Source organism: Pseudoalteromonas thalassia, from assembly GCF_049257215.1.
GTDB classification, from domain to species: domain Bacteria; phylum Pseudomonadota; class Gammaproteobacteria; order Enterobacterales; family Alteromonadaceae; genus Pseudoalteromonas; species Pseudoalteromonas lipolytica_C.
The window spans coordinates 49896-63610 of sequence record NZ_JBMMUE010000007.1 but is presented as its reverse complement, the minus strand read 5'-3'; the positions used below and the strand labels follow the sequence as shown (position 1 = coordinate 63610).

The 13715-nt window shown below is 40.6% G+C and carries 9 protein-coding genes; 3 read left to right on the top strand and 6 right to left on the bottom strand.

Features of this window, described 5'->3' with window-relative positions; genetic code table 11:
- Positions 1 to 37 precede the first annotated feature (37 nt).
- The 3 genes from AAEU31_RS10160 to zntR form a co-directional block, all read right to left on the bottom strand.
- Complete coding sequence (locus tag AAEU31_RS10160) at positions 38 to 1168, bottom strand: 1-acyl-sn-glycerol-3-phosphate acyltransferase (protein ID WP_135923594.1); 1131 nt, start codon at positions 1166 to 1168, stop codon at positions 38 to 40.
- A gap of 153 nt (positions 1169 to 1321) precedes the next feature.
- Entirely contained in the window at positions 1322 to 2602 is a 1281-nt protein-coding gene (locus AAEU31_RS10155; protein WP_421967153.1) for an SO_0444 family Cu/Zn efflux transporter, read from the bottom strand.
- Positions 2586 to 2999, bottom strand: coding sequence for a Zn(2+)-responsive transcriptional regulator (gene zntR, locus AAEU31_RS10150; protein WP_135926239.1), 414 nt, complete (start codon positions 2997 to 2999; stop codon positions 2586 to 2588). Before zntR ends, AAEU31_RS10155 begins: the two co-directional genes overlap by 17 nt.
- A 94-nt stretch (positions 3000 to 3093) precedes the next feature.
- Between zntR and AAEU31_RS10145 the strand changes: the two genes are divergently transcribed.
- The gene (locus AAEU31_RS10145; protein ID WP_421967152.1) at positions 3094 to 4038 is read left to right on the top strand and encodes a D-2-hydroxyacid dehydrogenase; all 945 of its coding nucleotides are present in this window, start codon (positions 3094 to 3096) and stop codon (positions 4036 to 4038) included.
- 159 nt (positions 4039 to 4197) lie between these two features.
- Positions 4198 to 4581, top strand: coding sequence for a DUF3192 domain-containing protein (locus tag AAEU31_RS10140; protein ID WP_135923591.1), 384 nt, complete (start codon positions 4198 to 4200; stop codon positions 4579 to 4581).
- 31 nt (positions 4582 to 4612) lie between these two features.
- Here AAEU31_RS10140 and AAEU31_RS10135 read toward each other — a convergent pair whose 3' ends face one another.
- From AAEU31_RS10135 to AAEU31_RS10125, 3 genes are all read right to left on the bottom strand, one after another.
- A complete protein-coding gene (locus AAEU31_RS10135; protein ID WP_421967151.1) occupies positions 4613 to 5536 on the bottom strand; it encodes a diguanylate cyclase in 924 nt (307 codons plus the stop codon).
- Positions 5505 to 8945 (bottom strand): response regulator, encoded by a 3441-nt coding sequence (locus AAEU31_RS10130; RefSeq protein ID WP_421967150.1) that lies wholly within the window; start codon positions 8943 to 8945, stop codon positions 5505 to 5507. The genes AAEU31_RS10135 and AAEU31_RS10130 overlap by 32 nt, the downstream gene beginning before the upstream one ends.
- Before the next feature lie 61 nt (positions 8946 to 9006).
- Positions 9007 to 10404: a PhoH family protein gene (locus AAEU31_RS10125; RefSeq protein ID WP_421967149.1), complete on the bottom strand. Its 1398-nt coding sequence runs from the start codon at positions 10402 to 10404 to the stop codon at positions 9007 to 9009.
- 311 nt (positions 10405 to 10715) lie between these two features.
- Here AAEU31_RS10125 and rapA point away from each other — a divergent pair, with 311 nt between their 5' ends.
- Positions 10716 to 13610 (top strand): RNA polymerase-associated protein RapA, encoded by a 2895-nt coding sequence (rapA, locus tag AAEU31_RS10120; RefSeq protein WP_421967148.1) that lies wholly within the window; start codon positions 10716 to 10718, stop codon positions 13608 to 13610.
- Positions 13611 to 13715: the final 105 nt, after the last annotated feature.

The window sequence follows — 13715 nt, the reverse complement described above, 5'->3', positions numbered from 1 at the left end:
AAGTGGCTTTCTAACGCTATTTTTAGCCGCTAAAAATTTAGGCTAATTCACTGTTTGTCAGTTCTGCTTTACGATGAAAAGGCTTCGCATACATTGCAAGAACTAGTGGCTTTAATTCATCGGGTACTTTTGCCAAGCGAGCATTAAATGCCTCTGCATCTTTTTTATCGACAACGGCTTCTTTACAGCCACCAGCAATATAGTTACCAGGGTGTAGAAAGAATGAATCAACGATTTGCTGATCAATAGTTTTTGCAAGCTCTTCAGGTGACTCACAGCCTGACTCAATTGGCTCACCAAAGGCTAAATGCACATGTCCTTTAGCTGTACTAAAGCCTTCAACAATGCTGGCAATATCTTCGCCTTGTTGTTTAACATACTGACCATGTTGCTGCTTATGATAAAGTTCTTTTGCTTTAGCTATCGCACACGGCTCGTATTGATAAGAGATAGACACAGGCACAATTTTTAGTTCGCGCACGTATTCAGCAAACTCTTTCTTCTGCTTACGACCTTGTAACTGCAACATCTTAAGTAGAGCTGGATCTGTTTGGTCAAAACCATCTTTTGCTCGGCCTTCTTTTTGGGCTATCCAAATTGAGTGACCTTCAGCTAGGGAGTCATAAATATAAGCAGACAGCTGCGACAAAGCTTTTAGCATCTCTTTAGGTGCTTTCGCTGAGCGCTTCACAATAAAGCTTTTGTTTAAACGCATTAACTCAGTGATATAAGGAATTTGCAGTAAGTTATCACCAATTGCGATGCGAACAGTCGGCATATTATGTTTAAACAACCCCCAATTCACCAATGCAGGGTCAAGCACGATATCTCGGTGATTCGAGATAAATAAATAGGCTTGTTTAGGATCTAGTTTATCTATGCCTGAAAATGTCACTTCAGAAGTAGTACGGGTGATTAACTTATTTAAATAATCTGCCACTTCATGCTGTACTTGCTCAACCGATGAGGTATTACCCCACTTTTTACGCAGCTGGCTGCGCACTAATGGGCGAGTAATAAATGGAAAATAGGATAAAAAGCGCGGTAGATTATATTTGGCAATTACATCCACAAAAGCATTATCAGCAATTAAACGTGCTACTGAATCAGCGACTTCATCATCATTGTAAGGTCTTATGTCGGCGTATTTATCCACACTTTCACTCATTAAAAACTACTTAAGTTAAAAAACGGCACGCACAGCGCACCGTTTAAATATTTGGCGGATTATAACTCAGGCAATTTTAAATGCGAACCGAGACGCGATAGTTAACCAAGTTATTTGCCAAATGTTAGTAAAATATATTTTTATAACAAGTAATTATGCAATGCTCTTACCAGTTTGCGAGGACTTTTTCAGAACCATTTTTAACACTAATCTAAGCATTAAAGTAGCCAATACAATGCCCGATATAAAACTTAACCAATGCGGTAAAACTTCATGCTCTTCGCCTATCATCGGTGCCACCACAAAACCATATTGCGTCACTAAATAATCAGTTAAAAAGCCAAATACCAACGCTGTAGCAATCACACCTATTAAGTAAGCAACCACTGAACGCTTACCTAGTTCTTTACCCACAACACCTAAGGTTGCAATATTTGTAGCAGGGCCTGCCAACATAAAAACTAAGACTGCACCAGGCGATACACCACTGAGTAATAGTCCAGCAGCTATCGGTGTTGACGCTGTTGCGCAAATATACATAGGAATACTAATTAAAATAACCACAAGCATCGCAAGTATGCCACTGCCCCATTGGCTTAAATAAGATTCTGGCACATAGGTTTGTACTAAAGCGGCAAAGAATAAACCAATCATTAACCAAATCATGGTGTCTTCAAGTAATTTGTTACAACTAAAACTCACCGCTCGTTTCAGTTTACTAAAACGACTTTCAACGGCTTTAGTTGGCTGCTCACTGCTACAACAGCTTTTCTGCGAAGGTGCAGCTTGTTCACTTGCGCAACTTTGTTGCGGCTCTGGAGTAGCTTGTGAACCTTTATTACTACAACAACTTGTTGTTTTAATAGCCTCAAGTTCTTTAGTTGTTTGCTTGCTGCAACAACTTTGTGCGGGCTTAGCAGGCGCCTCTTTACTGCAACAACTCGATGTGGTCATAGGCTCAGGCTGTTTACTGCTGCAACAAGATGTTGTTTTGGTGTTCTCTTTATTTGCTGTTGTGCTTTGCTGTTGATGAAGCTCACTGTCTTTACCCACTAATACACCCGCCACAATGGCACTACACACGGCCGCAATTGGACGTATCACCGCCATAAATGGGCCTAGTAACACATAAGATACCGAGACCGAATCGACTCCCGTTTCAGGGGTTGAAACTAAAAATGCGGTGGTGGCACCTTTTGACGCCCCCGCCCTTCTTAAACCAATGGCAGCAGGGATAACACCACATGAGCACAATGGCATAGGAGCACCAATAAAAGCCGCTTTAACTGTGGTCCATAGCCCTTCTTTTCCTAAATGACGGTTAAGAAAGTTGGCAGGCAAATACACATTTAACAGACCAGCTATGAATAAGCCCAGCATTAACCAAGGCGCCGAGAGTAAAAACAGATGCCAAAAATTACTGAGTAAGTCCATCGATATCCTCCAGCGTCGTTAGTATTGAACAGTTTTCAGCGGGTTCTTCGCCACCACAACATTTATCAGCCAATAATGAAAGTGAGTCATAAAAGCGGGTAAGCTCCGCAATTCTTTGTGCTACGAGATCGCGCTTTTGTAACGTCATCTCTTTAACTTCATGGCAAGAGTGCTGATCTTTATGAAACTTAATTTGCAGCAACTCTTTGATCTCAGCCAAACTAAAGCCAACATTCTTTGCTCTGAGAATAAACGCCATTTGCTTATAGTCATCCTCAGAATAAAAACGATATCCCACGTCTGAACGCGAACTTGGCGTTAACAAACCATGCTTTTCGTAGTACCTTAGGGTATCTGTTGAGACACCCAACTGGCGGGAAAACTCACCTATTTTCATCACCGTCTCCATTGTGAAGCGTTTATTTATTATGCTCACTATAAACCTTGGAGTACACCCCAAGGTCAAGCAATAAATTAAAAAAGGAAAGCACATGAATATTACTGTCCTTGATGCAGCAACATTAGCCAACACTTCGTTAGATGCCTTAGCACAGCTAGGTAAATTAACTTGTTACGATCTAACTTCCCAAGAGCAAGTTGTTGAGCGCTGCCAAAATGCTGATGTAATTATCAGTAATAAAGTGGTGATTGATCAGCACGCTATGAGCCAGTTAACTAATTTGAAATTAATATGCGTTGCAGCAACAGGCACTAATAATATCGATTTAGAGGCAGCAAAAGAGCATAACATTGCAGTGACAAATGTGGCGGGCTATTCAACACCGAGCGTGGTGCAGCATACCTTTACCTTAATCACTAACTTATTGGGTAATACTCATAGATACATTAATGATTGCCAGCAAGGTTTATGGCAACAAAGCCCAATGTTTTGTCGCTTAGATTACAGCTTTAATGAAATTGCCGGCAAAACATTGGCAATTGTTGGTTATGGGTCATTAGGTAAAGCTGTGGCTGATGTAGCGCGTGCCTTTGGTGCCAATGTCATCATTAGTGAGCGAAAAGGTCATACGCCTCGTGAAGGTCGTGTTAGTTTTAATGATGCCCTAAGCACAGCCGATATTATTAGTGTTCATTGCCCGCTAACGGATGAAACACGCAACCAAATAGCCGCGGCAGAATTAAGCATGATGAAATCGTCAGCTATTATTATCAATACCGCTCGTGGTGGGATTATCAATGAAGCCGATTTAGCTGACGCTTTAGCTAATAATGTCATTGCTGGCGCAGGTGTAGATGTACTTAGTAAAGAACCCGCAGAGCAAACAAACCCGCTGGCACTATACAAAGGCGCAAACTTATTACTCACACCACACATCGCATGGGCAAGCCAAGAATCAATCGCTCGCCTAGTTAACGAAATAGCTTTAAATATCCAAGCATATAACCAAGGCGAACCACGGAATAGATTAGTCTAAAATACAACAAATTAGTCAAACAGACTAATCTACGTGTTTATTTAGCCTACCACGCATGAAAGTTAACAGACAAAACATTGATTTAAAAAGATTTTTAAAGTTGGCAAGCTGATTGCTATTTAACAATCACTTAAACTCGAATTTCTAGGGATAAAAAAAATGAAAAAAGCTCTTCTAATCGCTGCACTATCTGCTCCATTCTTAACAGGTTGCGTTATTGCAGTTTCAGATGGCGAAGCCGATACGCATTGGGCAGGTAGTTCTTCATCAAGCTGGGAGAAGCAACATAAAAATAATCGTGAAATTATTTCTAACCTTGCACTCGATACCAGTTATCAAACAGTATTAAACAAACTTCATACACCTAACTTTACCGAGCTGCTAAAACAAGGTGATGATGTATATCAAGTGCTATTTTATGTTACGCATAGCATTCATTCAGATGGCAAGATGACAAAAGATGAGTGCACACCTTTAGTATTTAAAAATGATAAGTTAATCGGCGTGGGCGATACAATTTATCAATCGCTAAGTAACGGCTAATTAGCAAGCTAAAGTTAAGAGTAGGCTTTGCCTACTCTGATTCATTTACCGCAACCATCCTTGAAACAACTTTATCGCGTCCAGTATCTTTAGCTTGATACAAACCTAAATCAGCCTCTTCTAATAAAGTTTGCTCTGCGTATACTTGCCCGGTTTCAGTGGTGGCAATACCAATACTAATCGTAATGTGATCAGCATTTAAAGACGCTTTATGAGGGATATTTAGTTTATTCACTGCATCGCGTAGTTTGTTAGCAAATGCAATAGCTTCTTTTGCAGAAGTGTTTGGCAGTACCGCAGCAAACTCTTCACCACCATAACGTGCTACAAAGTCACTGCCGCGCTCACATGCACCAACAAGCGCGTGAGCAATTTTTTTCAAACAATCATCCCCGGCTCTATGTCCATAACAATCGTTGTAGCGTTTAAAGTGATCAACGTCCATTAACAGCACAGATAACGGTGTACAGTCTCGACGACTTCGACGCCATTCACGAGCTAAATTCTCATCTAAATAACGCCTGTTAGGTATTTCCGTCAACCCATCAATTGAAGCAAGCATTTCAAGAAGGTCATTTTTTTGCTTAATTAATAACTGATTGCGTACCCTTGCACGAACTATCGCAGCACTAAAAGGTTTAGTGATGTAGTCCATTGCACCTAATTCAAGGCCCTTTGCTTCATCATCATGGCTGTTATTCGCGGAAATAAAGATAACGGGTAACATGCTGGTTGTGGCATTTTCTTTTAACTTGCCAAGTACCTCGTAACCATCAATGCCGGGCATCACTATATCTAAAATCAACAAGTCGACAGTTTGAGTTTTCAAAAACGTCAGTGCTTTTTCACCACTTTCAACACAAAAAACATCGTAGTCTTGCTGCAACGTTTTCTCTAATACCAAGCGATTTAACGGATCATCATCAACAATCAGTACCTTGGCTCTTTTCAACATGTGTAGATCCTTGTTCGATGATAAATGCAATCACTTGCTGTAATTGGCATTGCAATTCATCATTTAATTGTTCGGGCAGTTCACCAGTTTTCTTCAGCTTGACTTCACATTCCTGAGCGCACGCTGACAAACGTTTAAAACCGAGGTTTCCAGCTGACCCTTTAAGATTATGCACCACACGTATCAGCTCTTGCGCAGTGTTTACTTTAGATATGAGTAATAACTGCTCTTGTGCCATAATCGCAAACTTTGACAACATAGTTAATACTAACTTAGTGCTGTTTCCAAATTGAGATAGAATAAAGTCTTGATCGAAAAAGGATTCTTTTTTATGTTCCAATTCATTCATGGCTAAAAATAATTTGCTCGCAACAATTGGCTTGGTTAGGTGCTTATTCATACCAGCTGCAACTGATTGCTCTATGTCAGCAGGTTCACTGTGTGCCGTTAATGCATAGATTGGTATTTGTTGTTTACTAAATGTCTGACGAATAATGCGCGTTGCTTGGCAACCATCCATTTCTGGCATTTGAATATCCATAAAAATCAGATCAGGTTGCAATGACTTTGCAAGCTTTATCGCTTTTTCACCACTGTCTGCACAAACAACATTAACATCAGCTTGCTCTAGAATACTTTTAATTATGTTTAAATTTAGTGGGTTATCGTCTACAGCAAGTACGAGTAAGCCTGATAAATCCATTTTAGAGGGTAACGACACCACAGACTTTTTGGCCGGCTCTGTGGTTTTATCAAGCTGTAAGCAAAAGTAAAACTCACTGCCTTTGCCTTTTTCACTCTCAAGCTTGATTTCACCTCCCATCAAGGCAACCTCATACTTCACAATGGCAAGACCAAGTCCTACGCCTTGATGTGAACGAGTAAGAGATTCATCGCCCTGTGTAAACGCATCAAATAAACAACTTTGATCTTCTTGGCTTATCCCTATACCAGTATCTTTGACGTTAAAACAAATAAGTTGCTGCTCTGTTGATTGTTCAATGAGCTTCATACACAAGGTGACACTGCCTTGCTCTGTAAACTTAGCGGCGTTTGTCAGTAAATTTCCTAACACTTGTTGCAAACATATTTGGTCGCCAATTAAGCTGTCATTGATATCATCATCACATTCAATATTAAAAGTTAAGCCTTTTTTTCTGCACAGTGGTGCGATCAAGCCTTGGCAATACTCAATTAAATTAGAGACACTAAATGGCGCATTACTTAATTGCATTTGCGAGTTTTCTGCTCGAGCAAAGTCAAGCATGCGATTAAGTAAAGTAAGTAAACTATTTGCCGCAGATTTAGCTTGTTCTGCATGAGTACGCTGCTCAGCTGATAAGCCTTGTAAAGCAATTACATCAATTAGGCCTAACACTACATTCAACGGCGTACGAATTTCATGACTTAAGTTTGCAATAAATCGGCTCTTTGCCAGTGTTGCTCGCTCAGCATCGTCTTTTGCTTGCACAAGCGCTGTAACATCTTGCACATGCACAACATAGTAGTCGGGTGTTTGCTCGCCATTAAACACTAATGAAACACTAATTTGTAGCCATCGCTTTTGCTCTTGTTGTGGCAGGCTAAAGTGATAGACATTCTTTTTCTCGTTGAGTAAATCTAGTAATGTCTCTTTTAATGTATTAAATGATTGCTCAGCAAATAGGTCTTCCAATGTATAGTGACTAGGTGATTTATTACCTAAATCAATTGAAAAAATCTTCCTTGCCGCTTTATTTACTTGTAAAACCTGATAATCAAGTGACACTAACAGCACGCCATTGGCAGCATACTCCATTGCACTTCGTAATTTAGCTTCTGAACTTTGCAACGCATTGAGCGCTTCATACTGTTTGGTAATATCACGGCCAATCGCCATAGTCCCCAAAAACTGCTGATGCTCGTTATAAAAAGGCACTATGCTCAAATCATAGATTTTATCTTGTGTTGATAAACGTTTTTGATAAACCTGTCTGTCTTTGAGCACTTTCTTTTCAAGCTCGTTGATTTCACCATTATCATCACTGATATCACATAATTGCTGACCCACTAACTTTTCTTGTGGCAAGCCTATGTAGCGTTCATATGCTTTATTACACCCCAAAAATGAGCCATCAATGTTCTTAAAATAAATAATATCCGGAACATTGTTGAGCATGGTGTTTAATAACGCTAATTGACGCTCTTTAGCATCAATACTTCTTCTAAGCTGTTGCGACTTTACTTGTACTTGAGAATCTAAAGTTTTATTGGCTTCTTGTAAGGACTGTACTAACTCTTCATTGCGTCGAAAGATCTGCTTAACACGACTAAACCAAGGCTGCCAGTTAGCAGGAATTTTGTAACTTACAAGCGCTTGCTTGCCCTCATCATGCTGCTCTAAATAATTCATCAAATGCGTCATGGGTTTTACAAAAATACGTTGGCTTAACCAAAACACGGCACTAAACATCATTACTAAAAAGACGCTTAAAAACATAAACTCTAAAAAAATGTCATAGCCAATAGGCTTACTCAATGCCCTAAGTGATTCGTGAAAACGCGTATGAATAGGTAAGTTGGTAGTATCTTGTACAAAATGACTTTGATAGCGCGAGCCTGAACTTTCAACGATATCTGGCCAATATCCTGTCGCATTAATGGCGCGCTTTAATATGTCTTTAGAGCTAGCAATCACTTGGTTGTCTTGATTAATAAAGATAAACTCACCATCACTAGGTGCTATCTTCTTAAGCCACAATGAAATAGCCTCTAGGTCATAGATCAAAACGATATAATCTTGACTATCAGCTGCTCTTTGTTTACCAATCGCAAAATAGGCATGACCGTTTATGGTCAAAACAGAGCTTGAAGCAAGCCGTTCTTCATTCAGTTGCAATGGACGAAACTTGTTATCTAAAACACTCGTAAGCAACTCACTTTTCGTTGTATTACGTCGTTTAATAAAAACAAAACCCTGCTGGTTTACATAGGCAACTGCTTCAAGTGATTGAATTAAAGAAAGTGCGGTATTGAACGATGGACCTAGGGCTATAACTTGTCGCCATTGATTAACTGCAAATTGCGTTGAAGCAAATCGACCTTGCCCCACAACTTCTCCGATCCCCTCACCTACTAATTGGTAATAATAATGGTCAAACTGATTAACATTGCGCGCCAAGCTAGGCGCATAATCATAAGAAAGTGGCTGCTCGTAGAGCTTGAACATAGTATCTATTAAGCCATTGGCAGCATTCATTGCATGGCTAAGCTGTGCAGAGATATTATTAAAACCGTTTTGCCTGCTTTCAATAGCACGTTCGAGCTTTAAATTATAAAGATGCAAACACAAAAAAAACGCCACCAGCAGTGGCACAATAAGTGCCACTGATAAAGAGCGATAATAATGCTTTAATGGTAAAAAATTCACTGGTTATAAGTACCTTACCTCGTTAACGGTTAGGTTAACGAGGCATAGAAGTACTAGCAAGTTATAAATTTTCTTCAGCGAAGCTGGCTAAACGGCTGCGTACGACGCCATTTAAGTTAACAGTGGCGCTGCCTTCAAAATCTTTAAAGCGTTCAACAATATAGGTAAGCCCTGAAGTTACGGGGGTTAAGTAGTTGCTATCTATTTGCGCCAAGTTACCTGAGCAAATTAGTTTCGTGCCTTCACCGCAGCGGGTAATAATGGTTTTAAGCTGTGATGCCGTTAAGTTTTGACTCTCATCCAAAATAACAACGGCGTTTTGAATGCTACGGCCGCGCATAAAGTTCACCGATTTAAACTGTATGTTGGCTTTTTCCATAATGTAATTACGGCTCGAAATCGGGTTTTCATCCCCTTTATGCAACACCTCTAAAGTATCGGTAATTGCTGCTAACCAAGGGGCCATTTTCTCTTCTTCAGTACCGGGTAAAAAGCCAATTGATTCAGCAATTTCTGGCGTGTTACGGGTGACTATAACTTTATCGTAAATGCCTTTTTCAATGATCATTTCAAGGGCACTGGCAAGAGCAAGCAAAGTTTTACCACAGCCTGCTGGGCCCGTTAAAATCACTAGTTCTATACTTGGGTCAAGTAGCGCATCAAGTGCCATCCCTTGATACACATTCTTAGGTTTTACACCCCAAGCGGTATGGCTCATCAAACGCTCAACACTAATATCTTTTAAAGTAATTTGTTTATCATCGTAGCTTGTTACTCGAGCCGCAAAGTGATCGCTATCATCTAAAATATATTCATTGCAGAACACATCACTAATCGTATTTTTTGCTACGTGGTGATAAGTATCTCGGCCTTGCTGCTCAGTTTCACACTCACCAACCTGTTGCCAAAAGTCTCCGTCAATTTTTTTATAGCCGCTGGTCAGTAACGCTATGTCGTCAATTAATTGGTCTGTTCTGTAGTCTTCAACAAATTTAAGGCCGGCTCCCTTCGCCTTTAGGCGCATATTGATGTCTTTTGTTACAAGCACCACTTTGCTGTCGCTGTGCTGCTTTTGCAAATGCACTGCACAATTGATAATACGATGGTCATTTTCGTTGCCTGGTAAACCCGAAATACTGTCTGCAAATAAGTGATCATTAACGATAATTAGGCGGCCACGAGACTCTGTTTTCGCCTTTTTATTACTCGGCAGTGCCACCCCTTGCAACATCTGCTCAGGAGACGCGTCTTTTAACACTTCATCTAACCCACGAATAGCAACACGGGCGTCACGACTAACATCGTGTTTTCTATCTTTAATATGGTCAAGCTCTTCTAATACTGTCATGGGGATAACAACATCATGCTCTTGGAAAGATAAATAAGCGAGGGGTTCGTGGAGTAATACATTGGTATCGAGCACATACATTTTACTATCAAGGTTCGAAGCTTTTTCCATAGCACTTTCCTTACGTTTTATGATTTTTATGCTATACCCAATAAACTAAACAAGCGGCGGATGAAGCTATGATTTATTCGTTAGGTATATACTCAGTTTAGTCTATTTACGACAAAAGTCCTTTTTATGACAAACAAATATACAATTATTTAACTGGTTAAAATATATACAGATTTCACTAATATTTTCACCCGTAAAAATGACTTAAAAAGGTTGACTAAATTTAATTGTGTGCGGCGAGTTTACTACCTTGAAGTAGCATGGCGTTACAGGTAACATAGCCGCCTTTTTTCTTCATAGACGAGACATACATGAATTTTTCCTTAGGTCAGCGTTGGATCAGTGATACAGAGTCAGATTTAGGATTAGGCACCGTTGTTGCCCTTGAAGGCCGTCAGGTCAGCATTTTATTTCCAGCCAGTGGAGAAAACAGAGTTTATTCTTTAACTGAAGCACCTGTTACTCGTGTCGCATTTAATCCAGGTGATATTATTCGCAGCGTTGAAGAATGGGAATTAGAAGTCGAGTCTGTTGAACAGCAGGGCGAGTTACTATGCTATCACGGCACTCGCGTTGATAATGATGAAAAAGCCCAGTTAAAAGAAACCTTTTTAGATCACTTTATCAAATTCAATAAACCACAAGACCGTTTATTTGCAGGTCAAGTAGACCGTTTTGACCGCTATACGCTTCGCTACCAAACTTGGCAGCATCAATTTGAGCGCCAACAATCACCTTTAAAAGGCTTAATTGGCCAGCGTGCAAACCTTATTCCGCATCAGCTTTATATCGCCCAAGAAGTGGGTAAACGTTTTGCGCCACGCGTATTACTTTCTGATGAGGTGGGTTTAGGTAAAACCATTGAAGCGGGTATGATTTTACATCAACAAATCATCAGTGGCCGTGCTAGCCGCGTATTGATTGTTGTGCCTGAAAATCTTCAGCATCAGTGGTTAGTAGAAATGCTACGCCGCTTTAACTTACGTTTTTCAATTTTTGATGAAGAACGTTGTGATGAAGCATTTGCAGACTCACCAAACGTATTCGAAACAGAACAGTTAGTACTTACTAGCCTTGAGTTTTTAAGCAAGAAAAAACGCTGGTTTGAGCAAGCAACTCTGGCTGATTGGGATTTATTAGTTGTCGATGAAGCGCACCATTTAAGTATCAATAATGGTAAGCCAAGCACAGAATATCAACGTATGGCAGAGTTAAGCCAAGACATTCCGGGCCTTATCTTATTAACAGCAACGCCAGATCAACTTGGTCACCGTAGTCACTTTGCACGTTTGCAATTACTCGACCCAGATCGTTTCTACGACTACGATGCGTTTGTAGAAGAAGAAAGTAACTACAAAGAGGTTGCCGAAGCAGCCAACCAATTACTGGGTGAAAAAGGCCTTGATGATGCATCTAGAGCAACTTTAAAAGAGCTATTAAAAGAAACCGACATCACTGACCTTTTAGCTAACGCAGAGCAAGGTGATGAAACGGCACGTAACGAAATTTTATCAATGCTGTTAGACCGCCATGGTACAGGTCGTATTTTATTTAGAAATAGCCGCAGCGGTATTGATGGTTACCCAAGCCGTAAGCTTCATGCTTATCCAATGGCAATGCCCAAACAATATAAAACGGCAATGTCGGTACTAGGTAATATGGGCGGCATTCAAAATGCTGAGCTAACTGCACTTCGTGCTTTATTCCCTGAAAAAATCTTCCAAGAGTTTGAAGGTGAAAATGCCAGCTGGGGTGCATTTGACCCACGTGTTGATTGGTTAATTGAAACACTTAAAACCCTTAAGCACGAAAAAGTACTGCTTATTTGTGCTAAAGCCGAAACCGCACTTAGCCTAGAACAAATTTTACGTGAGCGTGAAGCAATTAAAGCCTCTGTGTTCCACGAAGGCATGTCGATTGTTGAACGTGACCGTGCAGCGGCTTACTTTGCCGATGAGTACGACAGCGCACAAATTCTACTTTGTTCTGAAATTGGTTCTGAAGGTCGTAACTTCCAATTCTCGCATCACCTAGTACTGTTTGATTTACCGCTTAATCCAGACTTACTCGAGCAACGCATTGGTCGTCTTGACCGTATTGGTCAAACGCAAGACGTAAACATCCACGTGCCATATTTCGAAAACACTGCACAAGAAGTGTTACTTCGTTGGTACAACGAAGGCTTAGATGCGTTTGAAACAACATCGACAACAGGACAAATGCTGTATAAAGAGTATGGCGAAGAACTACTTGAGTTTATTGGTGCACACAATTGTGACGAAGAAGAGCTAGACCCACTACTAGAACAAGTTGCCAGCCAAAATGCTAAGCTTCGTAAACAAATGGAAAGTGGTCGTGACCGTTTGTTAGAGCTGCACTCAAGTGGCCAAGGACGAGCCGAAAGTCTTGTTGCTGATATCGAAGAGTTAGATGATCAATTCACGCTACCAAGTTATATGATCAATGTGTTCGACACCTTTGGTGTAAGCCAAGAGGATAAAGGTGAAAATACCATCATCTTAAAGCCAACTGAGCACATGCTAAATCCATCTTTCCCATGCTTGAAAGATGATGGCATCACAGTAACGTTTGATCGTAGCACCTCGCTTTCGCAAGAAGACGCGCATTTCATCAGCTGGGACCACCCTATGGTGCAAGGCAGCTTAGATATGATTTGTGATGATGACTTTGGTACTGCCTCTGTAGCGTTACTGAAAAACAAAAAGCTACCTGCTGGTACCTTCTTTGTTGAGCTCATTTTCATTGCTGAGGCGATGGCGCCTAAAGCACTTCAGGTTGGCCGCTTCTTGCCACCAACGCCAATTCGTATCTTATTAGATAAGAGCAGCAATAACTTAGCCGACAATGTTGCCTTTGATGCCTTCAACCAGCAGTTGTCTGCAGTTGGTCGCCAAACTGCAAGTAAGTTAGCCAGTGCGTTACAAAGTGCCATTCACCCAATGATCACCAGTGCACAAGGCATGGCACAAACTAAGCTTGAAACACTCCGTGCGGAATCACTAGAGAAAATGCAAACAGCCCTTGGTGAAGAACAAGCTCGTTTAACAGCACTTAAGCAAATCAACCCGAATATTCGTGACGAAGAGCTTAGCTTCTTTGATAAGCAACGCAGTGAACTCACTACTTACATCGAAAAAGCCCAAGTTAAACTGGATGCAATTCGTTTAATTGTCGTTTCACACTAACGTTAAATAGCTAAACTCAAAACTACAAACGCGATGTGCTTTCACATCGCGTTTTTTATGCCAAACAAAACAAGGGGAAAAAATCAGAGTCCTACTTGTTAGCAT